This is a genomic window from Streptomyces sp. G-G2, assembly GCF_030063135.1.
In the GTDB taxonomy this organism is placed as follows: domain Bacteria; phylum Actinomycetota; class Actinomycetes; order Streptomycetales; family Streptomycetaceae; genus Streptomyces.
Map to the genome: position 1 here is coordinate 20045 of NZ_JASISO010000064.1, position 16375 is coordinate 36419.

The 16375-nt window shown below is 72.5% G+C and carries 14 protein-coding genes; 4 read left to right on the forward strand and 10 right to left on the reverse strand.

The features are described 5' to 3' along the window. Nucleotides 1-135 precede the first annotated feature (135 nt). A complete protein-coding gene (locus tag QMF80_RS34155) occupies nucleotides 136-1278 on the reverse strand; it encodes a PfkB family carbohydrate kinase (protein ID WP_283460642.1) in 1143 nt (380 codons plus the stop codon). A 207-nt stretch (nucleotides 1279-1485) separates the two neighbouring features. On the opposite strand from QMF80_RS34155, the gene QMF80_RS34160 reads away from it, so the two are divergent. Further along, nucleotides 1486-2922: an MFS transporter gene (locus QMF80_RS34160; protein ID WP_283460644.1), complete on the forward strand. Its 1437-nt coding sequence runs from the start codon at nucleotides 1486-1488 to the stop codon at nucleotides 2920-2922. Here the strand turns inward: QMF80_RS34160 and QMF80_RS34165 are convergent. The 6 genes from QMF80_RS34165 to hrcA all read right to left on the reverse strand — a co-directional run bounded on the left by QMF80_RS34165 (nucleotide 2814) and on the right by hrcA (nucleotide 8474). Next, nucleotides 2814-3719 (reverse strand): ribonuclease Z, encoded by a 906-nt coding sequence (locus QMF80_RS34165; protein ID WP_283460675.1) that lies wholly within the window; start codon nucleotides 3717-3719, stop codon nucleotides 2814-2816. The genes QMF80_RS34160 and QMF80_RS34165 overlap by 109 nt on opposite strands. Nucleotides 3720-3721: 2 nt before the next feature. After that, the gene (locus QMF80_RS34170) at nucleotides 3722-4081 is read right to left on the reverse strand and encodes a histidine triad nucleotide-binding protein (RefSeq protein WP_283460646.1); all 360 of its coding nucleotides are present in this window, start codon (nucleotides 4079-4081) and stop codon (nucleotides 3722-3724) included. Between the two features lie 168 nt (nucleotides 4082-4249). After that, nucleotides 4250-4993: a 16S rRNA (uracil(1498)-N(3))-methyltransferase gene (locus QMF80_RS34175; protein WP_283460648.1), complete on the reverse strand. Its 744-nt coding sequence runs from the start codon at nucleotides 4991-4993 to the stop codon at nucleotides 4250-4252. Next, nucleotides 4990-6081 (reverse strand): nitronate monooxygenase, encoded by a 1092-nt coding sequence (locus QMF80_RS34180; protein ID WP_283460651.1) that lies wholly within the window; start codon nucleotides 6079-6081, stop codon nucleotides 4990-4992. The genes QMF80_RS34175 and QMF80_RS34180 overlap by 4 nt, the downstream gene beginning before the upstream one ends. A 236-nt stretch (nucleotides 6082-6317) precedes the next feature. Next, on the reverse strand, nucleotides 6318-7457 hold the full coding sequence (gene dnaJ, locus QMF80_RS34185) for a molecular chaperone DnaJ (protein ID WP_283460653.1): 1140 nt from the start codon (nucleotides 7455-7457) through the stop codon (nucleotides 6318-6320). Further along, nucleotides 7458-8474, reverse strand: coding sequence for a heat-inducible transcriptional repressor HrcA (gene hrcA, locus QMF80_RS34190; RefSeq protein ID WP_283460655.1), 1017 nt, complete (start codon nucleotides 8472-8474; stop codon nucleotides 7458-7460). 178 nt (nucleotides 8475-8652) lie between these two features. On the opposite strand from hrcA, the gene QMF80_RS34195 reads away from it, so the two are divergent. Both QMF80_RS34195 and QMF80_RS34200 read left to right on the forward strand, forming a co-directional pair. Beyond that, complete coding sequence (locus QMF80_RS34195; RefSeq protein ID WP_283460657.1) at nucleotides 8653-9378, forward strand: MBL fold metallo-hydrolase; 726 nt, start codon at nucleotides 8653-8655, stop codon at nucleotides 9376-9378. A 28-nt stretch (nucleotides 9379-9406) separates the two neighbouring features. Continuing rightward, nucleotides 9407-10213: a DUF3097 domain-containing protein gene (locus tag QMF80_RS34200; RefSeq protein ID WP_283460659.1), complete on the forward strand. Its 807-nt coding sequence runs from the start codon at nucleotides 9407-9409 to the stop codon at nucleotides 10211-10213. 31 nt (nucleotides 10214-10244) lie between these two features. On the opposite strand, the gene hemW is transcribed toward QMF80_RS34200, so the two are convergent. The 3 genes from hemW to lepA all read right to left on the reverse strand — a co-directional run bounded on the left by hemW (nucleotide 10245) and on the right by lepA (nucleotide 15521). Further along, entirely contained in the window at nucleotides 10245-11477 is a 1233-nt protein-coding gene (hemW, locus tag QMF80_RS34205; protein ID WP_283460661.1) for a radical SAM family heme chaperone HemW, read from the reverse strand. Nucleotides 11478-11555: 78 nt separating this feature from the next. Then, nucleotides 11556-13445 carry an AMP-dependent synthetase/ligase gene (locus tag QMF80_RS34210; protein ID WP_283460663.1) on the reverse strand — a complete coding sequence of 630 codons (1890 nt, stop codon included), beginning with the start codon at nucleotides 13443-13445 and terminating at the stop codon, nucleotides 11556-11558. Between the two features lie 210 nt (nucleotides 13446-13655). Then, the gene (gene lepA, locus QMF80_RS34215) at nucleotides 13656-15521 is read right to left on the reverse strand and encodes a translation elongation factor 4 (RefSeq protein ID WP_283460665.1); all 1866 of its coding nucleotides are present in this window, start codon (nucleotides 15519-15521) and stop codon (nucleotides 13656-13658) included. 257 nt (nucleotides 15522-15778) lie between these two features. Here lepA and rpsT point away from each other — a divergent pair, with 257 nt between their 5' ends. Next, nucleotides 15779-16045, forward strand: coding sequence for a 30S ribosomal protein S20 (gene rpsT / locus QMF80_RS34220; RefSeq protein WP_283460667.1), 267 nt, complete (start codon nucleotides 15779-15781; stop codon nucleotides 16043-16045). Nucleotides 16046-16375: the final 330 nt, after the last annotated feature.

Below are 16375 nucleotides of genomic sequence, written 5' to 3' on the forward strand. Positions count from 1 at the left end.
CGGCTCTGAGGCCTGCGCACACCTCCCGTTGAGGGGTCTCGCCGATCGACGACCCTCGGATTTCCAAGGGTACGACTCCGCTCGGGATTGACCGAGGGTATTTCTCCGGGTCGGTTCCGGAGCGCGGGCATCCGGTTACGCGGAGTGCCGGAAGCCGATCGTGGGGACCGCACGGCGGCGGGCGGCGGCCCGGCCCGCCTCCTCGGCGGCCTCCGGGGGCAGCAGGCCGTCCAGGAACCCGTAGTGGCGCAGCTCCGGCGGGATCCCGCCCGGCCGGGACCGCAGCCCGTGCCACCAGTGGGCCACCTCCGGCCAGCCCGGTGCCGAGAGGGAGCCGCCGAACTCCTGCACCGACAGCGCCGCCGTCAGACCGGCGAAGGCGAGCCGGTCGGCGAGCGGCCAGCCCGCCAGGGTGCCGGTGACGAAGCCCGCCACGTACACGTCACCCGCGCCGGTGGGGTCCAGCGCCTCCACCTCGATGGCCGGGACCTGGGCGCTCTCGCCGGTCCGCCCGTCCACCGCGTACGAGCCCTCCGCGCCCATCGTGACCACCGCGATCGGCACCCGCTCGGCCAGCGCCCGGGCCGCCGCGAGCGGGCAGTCCGCGCCCGTGTACCGCATGGCCTCGGCGGCGTTCGGCAGGAAGGCCTCGCAGTGCTCCAGGTCGCCCAGCGCGCCCAGGTCCCAGCGCCCGCTCTCGTCCCAGCCGACGTCCGCGAACACCCGGGCCCCGCGCCGTGCGGCGGCCGCGATCCACTCCTCGCGGCGCCCGGGGGCCAGTGAGGCGACCGCGGCCCTGGCCCGGGGCGGGCAGTCCGGGATGGGGTCGGTCGCGGCTCCGGGGGGCGCCTCGTGCCCGTGCGAGACCATCGTGCGCTCGCCCTCGTAGGCCATGGAGACGGTGACGGGCGAATGCCAGCCGGAGATCCGGCGCGACATCGCCAGGTCGATGCCCTCGCCCTGTTCCAGCGCGTCCCAGCAGTACTCGCCGTAGTGGTCGTCGCCGAAGGCCGCGGCGAGGGAGGTGTGCAGCCCGAGCCGGGCCAGCGCGGTGGCCATGTTGGCGACCCCGCCGGGGCTGGAGCCCATGCCCCGCGCCCAGGACTCCGTACCGCGCACCGGGGCCGAGTCGAGGCCGGTGAAGATGATGTCGAGGAAGACCGTGCCGGTCAGGAACACGTCGCAGTCCGGGTCCCGGGGCGAGCGGAGCGGAGCGAGCGGGTCCACCTGCTCACCGGTGGCTCTGTTCCGGCTCTGGAGGCTGTTCCGACTGGTCACGGCGTGGTCCTCGTTTCGTGCGCGGCGTGGTGGGCCCGGAAGGCTGCCAGCCTTGCCCGGGCCGGACGGGGGCGAAACCCAGTGTGTCCCAGATCACCGGAGGAACGCTCCGGATCCCTCTTCTCCTCAACTCCGGTCGCTTGATAGATATTGGCCCCCGCTCCTCCCGCGGCGTCCCGAATCACCCGCGCACCTCCTGGATCCACCGTGTCCGACCATGCCCCGGCGCACCCCGCCGCCCGGCCCCTCGTCGCCCTCTTCACCGCCGGTTACGTCGCCCCGTACCTCCTGCCCACGGTCGTGGGACGGCTCGGCGCCACCCTCCCGCTGAGTCCCACCCAGGCCGGCCTGATCGGCTCGGCCCTGCTGCTGGGTTCCGCCGCCGCCGGGTTCGTCCTCGCCTCCCGCATCCCGCGCCACGGGCCGCGCCCGCTGGCCCGGCTGGGGCTGCTGCTCGCCGTCGCGGGCTACGGCGCGGCCGCCGCGACCGCGCTGCTGCCGCTGGTCGTCGCGGGGGCGGTGGTCGGCGGGTTCGGTTCCGGTGCGGCCACCGCCGTGGCCGCCTCGGGGATCGCCGCCCAACGCGATCCTCACCGCACCTCCGCCCTGGGGCTGTTGTCGGTGTCGGCGACCGCCGGGGCGCTGTACCTGCTCCTGCCGCGGCTCGGCGGCGGGCACGGGCCGCCGTTCGCCGCGATCGCCCTGGTGGCGCTCCTGGCGTGGCCCGCGACCGGGCGGCTGGCGGGGGCCCCGGCGGCTGGCGGGCGCGTGGGCGTACGTACTCCGGCCTGGCGGCTGCCGTACCCGCGGGCCGGGGTGGTGCTGGCCGGGGCGCTGATGCTGTGGTCGCTGGCCCAGAACGCGCTGTGGGGGGTCAGCGGCCGGATCGGGGCCCAGCAGGCGGGCCTGTCCGAGGTCGCCCTGGGTCTGGTCTTCGCCGCCGCCCTGGGGGCCGGGCTGCTCGGGGTCACCGCCGCCTCAGCGCTGGGCGCGCGGCTCGGGCGGGCGGTGCCGGTCGGGGCGGGCACGGCGCTGATCGCGGTGTGCGTGGTCGCCTCGTCCGGGGCGCGCGACCCGGGTTCATTCGCCGCCGGTGAGATCCTGTGGAACGCGCTCTACCCGGTGGTCCTCTCGTACGCCATCGGCCTCGCGGCCGCGCTGGACCCCCTTGGGCGCTGGGCGGTGCTCGCGGGTTCCGCTTCCTCCCTGGGGGTGGCGTGCGGCCCCGTCACGGGCAGTCTGCTGGCCGAGCGCGCCGGTTTCCCCGGCATGGGCCTGGTGCTGGGCGCCCTGCTGCTGGCGGTGGCGGCTCCGCTGACCGCCGTCGCGCTGCACGCGGGCGGACGCCCGCTGGTGCCGGGTTCGGTACGCCGCCGGGGCGGGGCCCCGGCCGCCGTGCTGGCGGCGGTCTCGGGGGCCGCCTCGGGTCCGGTGCCGCGGGTCGGCGCGCCGGAGCTGACGATCACCGACGTCACCGTGGCCCCGCTCCCGGGGCGCGCCCCGCCGCGGGTGCTGCTGCGCGCCCCCGCGGCCCGCTACCCGCGCTTGGGCAGCGGGACCCGGGTCAGGTCGGCCGCGATGGTCAGCTCGCCCTCGAACCCGGCCGCGCGGGCCTCGCGTTCGAAGTCGGCGGGGTCCGTGTAGCGCTGCGAGAAGTGGGTCAGGACGAGGTGACGGACGCCGGCCGCGCGGGCGACCCGGGCGGCCTGGGCGGCAGTCAGGTGCCCGTGGTCGGTGGCGAGCCGTTCGTCCGCGTCGAGGAACGTGGACTCGATGACCAGCATGTCGCAGCCGTCCGCGAGGGCGTCGACGCCCTCGCAGAGCCGGGTGTCCATGACGAACGCGAAGCGCTGGCCCGGCCGGTGCTCGCTGACCTCGTCGAGGGTGACGCCGTTCAGCTCGCCGTCGCGCTGGAGCCGCCCGACGTCCGGGCCCTTGATGCCGCGGCGCGCGAGCAGTTCGGGCCGTATCCGCCGCCCGTCGGGCTCGGTGATCCGGTAGCCGAAGGACTCCACGGGGTGCGAGAGCAGCTGGGCTTCCAGCGTGTACGTCGCCCCGCGCGCCAGCACCCCGGCCGCGGCCACCGGGGCCTCGGCGATCCGGACCGTCTCGCGGTACGCGGTCGCGTAGCGCAGCCGGTCGAAGAACTTCTGGCCGGAGGCGGGGTAATGGGCGGTGACGGGGTGCGGGACCTGGTCGAGGTTGATCCGCTGGATCACCCCGGCGAGGCCGAGGCTGTGGTCACCGTGGAAGTGGGTGACACAGATCCGGTTGATGTCGTGCGCGGCGACTCCGGCCCGCAGCATCTGTCCCTGCGTGCCCTCGCCCGGATCGAAGAGGATGCCCTCGCCGTCCCAGCGCAGGAGGTAGCCGTTGTGATTGCGGTGGCGGGTGGGCACTTGACTGGCGGTGCCCAGCACCACGAACTCCCGTACGGACACGGCTATCCCGGGGGCCATTCGAGGCCGCGGCCGCCGAGGACGTGCGCGTGGGCGTGGAAGACGGTCTGGCCCGCGCCCTCGCCGGTGTTGAGGACGATCCGGTAGCCGGAGCCGTCGACGCCCTCCTGCGCGGCGACCTCGCCCGCCTCGCGCAGTACGTCACCGGCGATGGTGGGCTCGGCGGTGGCGAGGGAGGCGGCGTCGCGGTAGTGCGCCTTGGGGATGACCAGGACGTGGGTCGGCGCCTTGGGGCTTATGTCCCGGAAGGCCAGGGTCGTCGCGGTCTCGCGGACGACGGTCGCGGGGATCTCACCCTTGACGATCTTGCAGAACAGGCAGTCCGCCTGAGGTTCCCCGGCCATTGCGGCGCCTCCGTTGTGGTGATCGACTCCCCGCATCGTAACGTTCCCGCACCCTCCGCACGGGGCACCGGACGCCGCTACCGCCCGCGGGGCGCTCCCGGCCCGTCCGGCGCTTGAGGACCCGCCGAAGGTACGGGGAGACCGCTCCCGACCCGCGGCGGCGGCCCGTCAGGACCAGCGGCCCGTGCGGGCCAGGAGGACCGCCACGGCCGCGGTGCCCGCGGTGGAGGTCCGCAGCACCGACCGCCCCAGGCGGTACGGCTGCGCCCCCGCCTCGGCGAACACGGCCAGCTCCTCCGGCGAGACCCCGCCCTCGGGCCCGACGACGAGGACGATCGAGCCCGACTCCGGCAGCGCCGCCCCGGCCAGGGCCCGCGACGCCGCGTCCCGGTCCTCGTGCAGGACCATCGCCAGGTCCGCCCCCGCCAGCAGCGCCGCCACCTGCTTCGTCGAGGCCGCCTCCGCCACCTCCGGGAACCGGACCCGCCGGGACTGCTTCCCGGCCTCCCGCGCGGTCGCCCGCCACTTGCCCAGGGCCTTCGCCCCCCGCTCCCCGCGCCACTGCGTGATGCACCGCGAGGCCTGCCACGGCACCACCGCGTCGACCCCGGTCTCGGTCATCGTCTCGACGGCCAACTCGCCACGGTCGCCCTTCGGCAGCGCCTGGACCACGGTGATCCGTACCGCGGGCTCCGGCTCCTCGTGCACCGACTCCACCGCCACCACCAGCCGGTCCTTGCCCTCCGCCGCCTTGACCACGGCCTCGGCCCAGCGCCCGCGGCCGTCCGCCAGGACCACCGCCTCGCCCGGGTTCAGCCGCTTCACCGACACCGCGTGCCTGCCTTCGGGCCCGTCCAGGACGAACTCCGGCCCCGCGGGGACCTCTTCGACCACGAACACGGGGGCGGTCATGACGCACTCCTCATCTGCAGCGCGCGCAACGCGCCCTGTGTTTCGGTCAGTTCGGCCGCCAGTACCTCCACCAGCTGCCCGGCGGGCAGCGGCCGGGCCAGCCGGTGGCCCTGGCCCGCCCACAGGGCCATCCCCTGCGCGTCCCCGGCCGCCGCGGCGGCCTTGCGCAGCCCCGCGGTCAGGTGGTGGACCTGGGGGTAGGCGGCGGGCGCGTACGGCCCGTGCTCCCGCATGAACCGGTTGACCAGCCCCCGCGCCGGACGGCCGGAGAAGGCGCGGGTGAGTTCGGTGTGGGCGAAGAGCGGGTCGGTCAGCGCCTTCTTGTGCAGCGGGTGCGCGCCGGACTCCGGGCAGGCCAGGAAGGCCGTACCGAGCTGCGCGGCCTCCGCTCCCGCCGCGAGCACCGCGGCGATCTGCGAGCCACGCATGATTCCGCCCGCCGCGATGATCGGGAGGGCGACCCCTTCCCGTACCTGCCCGACCAGCGCCAGCAGGCCGACGCCCGCCGTGCCGTCGGTGTGCGGATCGTCCCGGTGGGTGCCCTGGTGGCCGCCCGCCTCGATGCCCTGTACGCAGACCGCGTCCGCGCCCGCGCTCTGCGCGGCCCGGGCCTCGTCGACCGAGGTCACGGTGATCACGGTGTACGTGCCCGCCTGGCGCAGGGTCGCGAGCACCTCGGCCGGGGGGCACCCGAAGGTGAAGGAGACGACGGGGACCGGATCCTCGACCAGGATGGCCAGCTTGGCCTCGTAGCCGTCGTCGCAGGTTCCGGCGGTGTCCTCGTCCGCGAGGGAGAGCTCGTACCAGCTCGCCTCACCGGCCAGCTGTCCCCGGTAGGCCTCGATGGCGGCCGGGTCGACGGCGGCGGTCTGCGGCATGAAGAGGTTCACGCCGAAGGGGCGCCGGGTCAACCCGCGCAGCCGCTTGATCTCCTGGTACATGCCGTCGGCGGTTTTGTAGCCGCCCGCCAGGAAGCCCAGCGCGCTGGCCTCGGACACGGCGGCGGCGAGCGGCGGACAGGAGCCGCCACCAGCCATCGGAGCCTGCACGATCGGGTACTGGTAGAGACCGTTCGGTGCGGAGGACATGCCCAGCATCGTGCCATGTCCCCCGCACCAGACCGAATCGTGCAATTCGCCTGGCATAGTCCGTTTCCCCGGACCCCCGGCGGAGGCCCGGACCGCCGCCCGACAACACGCTCAACGCCCGTTGAACGCATCCTTCAACCGACTGAACAGACCCTGCTGCCCGGGCTGACCGCGCCCACCCGGGGGACGACCCCCGGACCCCCGGCGGAGGCCCGGACCGCCGCCCGACAACACGCTCAACGCCCGTTGAACGCATCCTTCAACCGACTGAACAGACCCTGCTGCCCGGGCTGGAACTGGCCGGTGGGCCGTTCCTCGCCGCGCAGTTTCGCGAACTGGCGCAGCAGTTCCTCCTGCTGCGCGTCCAGCTTGCTCGGGGTCATGACCTCGACGTGGACGATGAGGTCGCCGCGGCCGCCGCCGCGCAGGTGCGTGACACCGCGCCCGTGCAGCGGGATGGACTGGCCCGACTGGGTGCCGGGGCGGACGTCCACCTCTTCCATGCCGTCCAGGGTCTCCAGCGGGCACTTCGTGCCCAGGGAGGCCGCGGTCATCGGGATGGTGACCGTGCAGTGCAGGTCGTCCCCGCGCCGCTGGAAGGTGCTGTGCGGCAGCTCGTGGATCTCGACGTACAGGTCACCGGCGGGGCCGCCGCCGGGGCCGACCTCGCCCTCGCCCGCGAGCTGGATGCGGGTGCCGTTCTCGACACCGGCCGGGATCTTGACCGTGAGGGTGCGGCGGGAGCGGACCCGGCCGTCGCCCGCGCACTCCGGGCACGGGGTCGGGACCACGGTGCCGAAGCCCTGGCACTGCGGGCAGGGCCGCGAGGTCATGACCTGGCCCAGGAAGGACCGGGTGACCTGGGAGACCTCACCGCGGCCGCGGCACATGTCGCACGTCTGCGCCGAGGTGCCGGGTGCGGCGCCCTCACCGGAGCAGGTGGTGCAGACGATGGCCGTGTCGACCTGGATGTCCTTGGTCGTCCCGAAGGCCGCCTCGTCGAGTTCCAGGTCGAGGCGGATCATGGCGTCCTGGCCGCGGCGGGTCCGCGAGCGCGGTCCGCGCTGCGAGGCCTGGCCGAAGAAGGCGTCCATGATGTCCGAGAAGTTGCCGAAGCCACCGGCTCCGAATCCGCCCGCGCCGCCGCCGCCGCCCGAGGAGGACAGGGGGTCGCCGCCGAGGTCGTAGACCTGCTTCTTCTGCGGATCCGAGAGCACCTCGTAGGCCGCGTTGATCTCCTTGAAGCGCTCTTGCGTCTTCGGATCCGGATTCACATCCGGGTGGAGTTCACGCGCGAGGCGCCGGAAGGCCTTCTTGATCTCGTCCTGGGACGCGTCGCGGCGCACGCCGAGTACGGCGTAGTAGTCCGTGGCCACTTACGACTCCGCCAGGATCTGTCCGACGTAACGTGCCACTGCGCGTACCGCTCCCATCGTTCCGGGGTAGTCCATGCGGGTCGGTCCGACCACGCCGAGTTTGGCGACTGCTTCGCCGCCCGAACCGTAACCGACGGAGACGACTGACGTGGAGTTCAGTCCCTCGTAGGCATTCTCATGACCGATTCGTACGGCCATGCCCGATTCGTTGGCCTCGCCCAGCAGCTTGAGGAGCACGACCTGCTCCTCCAGCGCTTCGAGCACCGGCCTGATCGTCAGGGGGAAATCGTGTCCGAAGCGGGTGAGATTGGCGGTTCCGCCGATCATCAGCCGTTCTTCGGCTTCCTCCACGAGGGTTTCGAGGAGGGTCGCGAGGACGGTGGAGACCGTCGCCCGGTCCTCGGTCTCGAAGGACTCCGGGAGGTCCTGCACCAGCGGGGGAACATCGGTGAACCGGCGCCCCACCACCCGGCTGTTGAGCCGCGCCCGCAGGTCCGCCAGCGAGGTCTCCCCGAAGGGGGTCTGGCAGTCGATGAGCCGCTGCTCGACCCGCCCGGTGTCCGTGATCAGTACGAGCATCAGGCGGGCCGGGGCCATCGACAGCAGCTCGACGTGGCGGACGGTGGAGCGGGTCAGGCTCGGGTACTGGACGACGGCGACCTGCCGGGTCAGCTGCGCGAGCAGCCGCACCGTGCGGCCGACCACGTCGTCGAGGTCGACGGCGCCGTCGAGGAAGTTCTGGATGGCCCGCCGCTCGGGGCTGGACAGCGGTTTGACCCCTGCCAGCTTGTCGACGAACAGGCGGTAGCCCTTGTCCGTGGGAATGCGGCCCGCGCTGGTGTGGGGCTGGGCGATGTAGCCCTCCTCCTCCAGCACGGCCATGTCGTTGCGCACGGTGGCGGGTGAGACACCGAGCCGGTGCCGCTCGGTGAGCGCCTTGGAGCCGACCGGCTCCTCCGTCCCGACGTAGTCCTGGACGATGGCGCGGAGCACTTCGAGTCTGCGTTCGCTGAGCATCGCGCACACCTCCATCTGTGATGCCTGTTCGCTGGGCCGTCGTGGTGAGTGCCGCTGGCACTCGTGGGCGGTGAGTGCCAAAGATCCCCCGGCCAGTGTACGGCGGGTACGCACGGCGTTAGCAAGGGCGGCCCGTCAAGGTACCGCGCGGCGTCGGCCGCTCGACTAGCGTCGCCGCATGGACGTGCGTTGGGAAGACATGGGCTGGGAACGCCTGACCGGCCGCTCCGGACGGCTGCGGCTGCCGGTGTGGGACTGCACCGCGGGGCTGGTGGTGGGTGACGACGCGGTGCTGCTGATCGACCCCGGATCCTGCCTGCGGGAGGGGGCCGGACTGCGTGAGGCGGTGGAGCGGACGACCGGCCGCCAGGTGACGCATCTCGCATTCACGCACGGCCATTTCGACCACGTACTGGGCGCCGCGGCCTTCCCGGGCGCCGAGGTCTACGGAGCCGTGGGGCTGGACGCGCTGCTGACCACCGGCCGTGACGAGCTCTGCGAGAGCGCCGTACGGCAGGGCCTGGACCGGGCCGAGGCGGTCGGGGCGACGGACGTCCTGGTCGTCCCGCGCCACCTGGTGTCGGGCGAGTGGACCCTGGAGCTGGGCGGGGTCCAGGTGCTCCTGGCGAACATCGGCCCGGGGCACACCGGGCACGATCTGGCGGTGTTCGTGCCGGGCGAGCGGGAGGTCGTCTTCTGCGGAGACCTGGTCGAGGAGTCCGGGGAGCCGCAGGCGGGCTCGGACGCGGTACCGGGACGCTGGCCCGCCGCCCTGGACCGGCTGCTGTCATTGGGCGGCGACGACGCCCTGTACGTCCCCGGTCACGGAGCGGTGGTCGACGCGGCCTTCGTGCGTGCGCAACGCGACACACTCGCCCTGCGGTACGGCGTGTCGCGTGCGTGAGGACGCGCCTGCTCCTAGCGTCGGCCGAATGCGTGAGTACTCGCCCGACCTGACCCCCGCGTGGAAGCGCCCCCGCCCCGTGCCCGAGGTCCCGGCGGACCTCGACGTGGTGGTCGAGGAGGCCGCTACGGGCTTCTGCGGGGCGGTGGTCGGCTGCGAGGCGGGCACGGTGACCCTGGAGGACCGCTACGGCAAGCGGCGGGTGTTCCCCCTGGAACCGCGCGGCTTCCTGCTGGAGGGGGCCGTGGTGACCCTGGTGCGCCCGTCCCGGGCCCCGGCCGCCCCCGCCCGTACGGCTTCGGGCTCGATCGCGGTCCCGGGCGCGCGGGCCCGGGTGGCGCGGGCGGGCCGGATCTACGTCGAGGGCCGCCACGACGCCGAACTGGTCGAGCGGGTCTGGGGCGACGACCTGCGCATCGAGGGCGTGGTGGTGGAGTACCTGGAGGGCATCGACGACCTCCCGGCGATCGTGGCGGAGTTCGCGCCGGGCCCGGACGCGCGCCTCGGGATCCTGGTCGACCACCTGGTCCCGGGCTCGAAGGAGTCCCGCATCGCGGCCGAGGTGACCTCCCCGCACGTGCTGATCGCGGGCCACCCGTACATCGACGTCTGGCAGGCCGTGAAACCGGCCGCCCTGTCCATCCCGGCCTGGCCGGTGATCCCCCGGGGCCAGGACTGGAAGACGGGCATCTGCCGGGCCCTGGGCTGGCCGGAGAACACGGGCGCCGCCTGGCAGCACATCCTGTCCCGGGTCCGCACGTACCAGGACCTGGAACCGGAACTGCTGGGCCGCGTGGAGGAACTGATCGACTTCGTGACGGCCCCGGAGGGCTGACCGCCCCCGGGCGGGGGCCGGCCCGGCGGGGTCAGTCCACCAGGTCCCGCACCACCGCGTCGGCCAGCAGCCGCCCCCGCAGGGTCAGCACGGCCCGTCCCTCCCCGAAGGGCCCGGCCTCCAGCAGCCCGTCGGCCAGCGCCTGCCCGGCCGCCGCCAGCCCGGCCGGGGCCAGCAGGGACAGCGGGCACCCTTCCCGCAGCCGCAGCTCCAGCAGGATCCGTTCGACCCGCCGGTCCTCCTGCGGCAGCACCTCGCGCCCGGCCCCGGGCGAGCGCCCCTCCGCCAGGGCTGCCGCGTAGGCGCCGGGGTGCTTCACGTTCCACCAGCGCACCCCGCCCACGTGGCTGTGCGCGCCCGGCCCCGCTCCCCACCAGTCGGCTCCGCGCCAGTACAGCTCGTTGTGCAGGCAGCGCCCGGCCTCGGAGGTGGCCCAGTTGGAGACCTCGTACCAGTCGTAGCCCGCCTCGGCGAGCACCGAGTCCGCGATCAGGTACCGGTCCGCGTGGACGTCGTCGTCCGTCATCGGAACCTCGCCGCGGCGGATCCGGCGGGCGAGCTGGGTGCCCTCCTCCACGATCAGCGCGTACGCCGAGACGTGGTCGGGGGCCGCGCCCAGAGCCGCTTCCAGCGAGGCCCGCCAGTCGTCGTCGGACTCGCCGGGAGTGCCGTAGATCAGGTCGAGGTTGACGTGTTCGAAGCCCGCCGCCCGCGCCTCCGCGACGCAGGCCTCGGGCCTGCCGGGGGTGTGCGTGCGGTCGAGGATCTTCAGGACGTGCTGCCGGGCGCTCTGCATGCCGAAGGAGACCCGGTTGAAGCCCCCGGCGCGCAGCTCGGCCAGGTACGCCGGGTCGACCGACTCCGGATTGGCCTCGGTGGTGATCTCGGCGTCCTCGGCCAGCCCGAACTCCTCCCGGACCGCCCCGAGCATCCGGACCAGGTCGGCGGCGGGCAGGAGCGTGGGCGTACCGCCGCCGACGAAGACCGTACGGACCGCGCGCGGATCGTCGCCGAGCACCTTGCGGGCGAGGCGGACCTCGTCGATGAGGGTGTCGGCGTAGTTCTCGCGGGAGGCCAGGACCCCGCCGCTGCCGCGCAGCTCGGTGGCGGTGTAGGTGTTGAAGTCGCAGTAGCCGCAGCGCGTGGCGCAGTACGGGACGTGCAGGTAGAACCCGAGCGGCCGGTCCGCCGCACCCGCCAGGGCGTGCGACGGCAGCGAGCCGTCTTCGGGCATGGGTTCCCCGTCGGGGAGGGCGGAAGGCATGCCCCCATTGTCCCGCACGCGGCCCCGTGCGCCGTCCCCCTCCGGGTCCGGCGCACGGGAGCCCTGGTTCCGCCTCCGCTACGCCTCGTTCGAGCCCGCGTACATCTCGTCGATGAGCGCCTTGAACTCGCGCTCCACGACCGGCCGCTTCAGCTTGAGGCTGGGCGTGAGGTCACCGTGCTCGACGTCCAGGTCGCGCGGCAGCAGCCGGAAGGTCTTGACCGTCTGCCAGCGCTGGAGGCCCTCGTTGAGGGTCTGGACGTACGTCTCCACCAGGCGCGTGGTCTCGGGCGCGGCCACGACCTGGGCGTACGTCTTGCCCTCCAGCCCGTTCTCGGCGGCCCAGCCCAGAATGGCGGGGCCGTCGAGGGCGATGAGCGCGGAGCAGAAGTTCCGGTCGGCGCCGTGGACGACGATGTTGGAGACGTAGGGGCAGATCGCCTTGAACCGGCCCTCGACCTCGGCCGGGGCGACGTACTTGCCGCCCGAGGTCTTGATCAGGTCCTTCTTGCGGTCGGTGATGCGCAGGTAGCCGTCCGGGGACAGCTCGCCGATGTCACCGGTGTGCAGCCAGCCGTCCGCTTCGAGCACCTCGGCGGTCTTGTCGGGCTGGTTGTGGTATCCCTCCATGATGCCGGGGCCGCGCAGCAGGATCTCGCCGTCGTCGGCGATGCGGACCTCGGTGCCGGGGAGCGGCTTGCCGACGGTGCCGGTGCGGTAGGCCTCGCCGGGGTTGACGAAGCTGGCGGCGCTGGACTCGGTCAGGCCGTAGCCCTCGAGGATGTTGATGCCCGCGCCGGCGAAGAAGTAGCCGATGTCGGGGGCGAGGGCGGCGGAGCCGGAGATGGCGGCGCGCAGGTGCCCGCCGAAGGCGTCGCGGAGCTTGGAGTAGACGAGCGCGTCGGCGACCCGGTGCTTGGCGGCGAGGGCGAGGGGGGCCTTGGCCTGGCCGGTGCGGCGGAAGTTGTCCTGGGTGACCTGGGCGTACTCGCGGGCGACGGCGACGGACCATTTGAAGATCTTGTACTTCGCGCCGCCACCGGCCCTGGCCTTGGCCGCGACCCCGTTGTAGACCTTCTCGAAGATGCGCGGGACGGCCGCCATGTAGGTGGGCTGGACGATCGGCAGATTCTCGATGATCTTGTCGATCCGGCCGTCGACGGCGGTGACGTGCCCCACCTCGATCTGGCCGGAGGTGAGCACCTTGCCGAAGACGTGCGCGAGCGGCAGCCACAGGTACTGGACGTCGGACGCGGTGATCATGCCCGTCGCCACGGTGGCCTTGGCCATGTACGACCAGTTGTCGTGCGGCAGCCGGACGCCCTTGGGGCGGCCGGTGGTGCCCGAGGTGTAGATGAGGGTGGCGAGCTGGTCGGCGGTGATCGCCGCGATCCGTTCCCGGACCGCCTCGGGGTGCTTGGCGAGGTGCTCGTTGCCGCGCGCCTCCAGCTCGGCGAGGGAGAGCACCCAGCCCTCCGGGTCGCCGTCGGCCGCGAGCGCGGCGGCGGCGTCCAGCACGATGACGTGCGCCAGGCCGGGCAGGTCGGCGCGGTGCGCACGGGCCTTGGCGAGCTGGGCGCCGTCCTCGGCGATCAGCACGCGGCTGTCGGAGTCGGCGAGGATGAACGCCGATTCCTCGGCGTTCGTGCTCGGGTAGATGGTGGTGGTCGCGGCTCCGGCGCACATCACGCCGAGGTCGGCGAGGATCCACTCGACGCGGGTGCTGGAGGCGAGAGCCACGCGCTCCTCGGGCTGTACGCCGAGGGTGACGAGGCCCGCGGCGATGGCGAAGACCCGCTCGGCCGCCTGTCCCCAGCTGAGCGACTTCCACTCGTCCGGGCCCTGGCCGGGGGCCGCGACGACCGGGTAGCGGTAGGCCTCGCCGTTCGGAGTCGCGGCGACGCGCTCAAGGAAGAGGGCCGCCACGGTGGGCGGGCGGTTCTCGATCATGGTCTGTGTGTCGCTCACGACATCCTCCGGACCGGTCCACGCGGCAGTGCGTGAAGACGTGGGGACTGGCGGGTTTCTTGTGACTGGCGAGTAACCAACGAGCAGTGATCAGACTAGAGGGCTCCCCCACCAGTGCGTAAGGGTCGGCAGGTGGCCGGTTCATAACGAAACGGGCCCCCGCGCGTGTGCGCGGCGGCCCGTTCCGGATGCTTCTTCCCCGCTGTCGAACTACTTCTTCTTGCCGCCGGAGTCGTCGCTGGACAGCACCGCGATGAAGGCCTCCTGGGGGACCTCCACGGAGCCGACCATCTTCATCCGCTTCTTGCCTTCCTTCTGCTTCTCCAGCAGCTTCCGCTTACGGGAGATGTCACCGCCGTAGCACTTGGCGAGGACGTCCTTGCGGATGGCGCGGATGGTCTCGCGGGCGATGACCCGGGAGCCGATGGCGGCCTGGATCGGGATCTCGAAGGCCTGCCGCGGGATGAGCTCGCGGAGCTTGGCGACCAGGCGCACGCCGTAGGCGTAGGCCGCGTCCTTGTGGGTGACGGCGGAGAAGGCGTCGACCTTGTCGCCGTGCAGCAGGATGTCGACCTTGACCAGGCCGGAGGCCTGCTCGCCCGTGGGCTCGTAGTCCAGGGACGCGTAACCGCGCGTCTTGGACTTCAGCTGGTCGAAGAAGTCGAAGACGATCTCCGCGAGCGGGAGGGTGTAGCGGATCTCGACCCGGTCCTCGGAGAGGTAGTCCATCCCGAGGAGGGTGCCGCGGCGCTGCTGGCAGAGCTCCATGATCGCGCCGATGAACTCGGAGGGCGCGAGCAGCGTGGCCCGGACGACCGGCTCGAAGACGTCCGAGATCTTGCCCTCGGGGAACTCGCTCGGGTTGGTGACGGTGACCTCCTTGCCGTCCTCCAGGACGACGCGGTAGACCACGTTCGGCGCGGTGGCGATCAGGTCGAGGCCGAACTCGCGCTCCAGGCGCTCGCGCACCACGTCCAGGTGGAGCAGACCGAGGAAGCCGACGCGGAAGCCGAAGCCGAGGGCCGCGGAGGTCTCCGGCTCGTAGACCAGCGCGGCGTCGTTCAGCTGGAGCTTGTCGAGGGCCTCGCGCAGGTCCGGGTAGTCCGAGCCGTCGAGCGGGTACAGGCCGGAGAAGACCATCGGACGCGGGTCCTTGTAGCCGCCGAGGGCCTCGGTCGCGCCGTTGTGCAGGCTGGTGATCGTGTCACCGACCTTGGACTGGCGGACGTCCTTCACGCCGGTGATGATGTAGCCCACCTCGCCGACGCCGATGCCGTCGGACGGGGTCATCTCCGGTGAGGAGACACCGATCTCCAGCAGCTCGTGGGTGGCGCCGGTCGACATCATCCGGATGCGCTCGCGCTTGTTGAGCTGGCCGTCGACCACCCGGACGTACGTCACGACACCGCGGTACGAGTCGTAGACCGAGTCGAAGATCATCGCGCGGGCGGGGGCGGCCTTGACTCCGATCGGGGAGGGCACGGTGGCGACGATCTTGTCGAGCAGGGCCTCCACGCCGACACCGGTCTTCGCGGAGACGCGCAGCACGTCCTCGGGCTGGCAGCCGACCAGGTTCGCGAGCTCCTCGGCGAACTTCTCCGGCTGGGCGGCCGGCAGGTCGATCTTGTTCAGGACGGGGACGATCGCGAGGTCCTTCTCCATCGCCAGGTACAGGTTGGCGAGGGTCTGCGCCTCGATGCCCTGGGCGGCGTCCACAAGGAGGACCGTGCCCTCGCACGCGGCGAGGGAGCGGGATACCTCGTAGGTGAAGTCGACGTGACCGGGGGTGTCGATCATGTTCAGGATGTGCGTGCTGCCCTGGCTGTCGCCCGTGACGGGCGCCCAGGGCAGTCGGACCGCCTGCGACTTGATCGTGATGCCGCGCTCACGCTCGATGTCCATGCGGTCGAGGTACTGGGCACGCATCTGCCGCGAGTCGACCACGCCGGTGAGCTGGAGCATCCGGTCGGCAAGGGTCGACTTGCCATGGTCGATGTGCGCGATGATGCAGAAGTTGCGGATCAGCGCCGGGTCGGTACGGCTCGGCTCGGGCACGTGGCTAGGGATCGCGGGCACGCAGTGTCCTGATTCTCGGGTCGCAGTCGGAAAGCGTCGTCGGAAAGCGTCGTCGGAGCGAAAGTCGGATCTCGTCGCCTACGTCGGCGCGATGTCGGATCTGTACGCAGACTCCCATGGTCCCACGGCCGGGGCAGTGCGACCGGTTTGGGCCGCCCGGAGCGCGGCTGGTAGCCTGAGCAGCTGTGTGTCGTATGCCCTCTCAGCAGACGGCACACAATCCGAAGATCAAACTCTGAACCTGAAAAGGCTCTTTCGTGGCGAACATCAAGTCCCAGATCAAGCGGAACAAGACCAACGAGAAGGCGCGCCTGCGTAACAAGGCCGTCAAGTCGTCGCTCAAGACCGCGATCCGCAAGGCCCGCGAGGCCGCCGCCGCCGGTGACGTCGAGAAGGCCACCGTGGCTTCTCGCGCCGCTTCGCGCGCGCTCGACAAGGCTGTCTCGAAGGGTGTCATCCACAAGAACGCCGCCGCCAACAAGAAGTCGGCGCTGGCGATCAAGGTTGCCACCCTGCAGGGCTGAGCTTTCTGATGTGAACGCCGGAACGGACCCAGCGGGCCCTCTCTCCCGCTCCTGACCGGCACCCCGCGCCGCACACGGCCTGCGTTCGCCACGCGGGTGCGGCGCAACCAAACAGCACAGCAGTACAAGCAGCACAGCAGTAGACGAAGGCCCCGGCCACTTCCCTACCCCAGGGGAGCGACCGGGGCCTTCGTGCGTACGCCCGTCCGGGGCGGGGGTCGGGGCGGGGGTAGGGGTCGGGGTCGGTAGGGGACCCGGCCCGGCGGGGTCGGCGGACTGGCGGGAGCCCGGCGGGGCCAGGGGCTGGAGGGCTGGCAGGGGGTCCGGCGG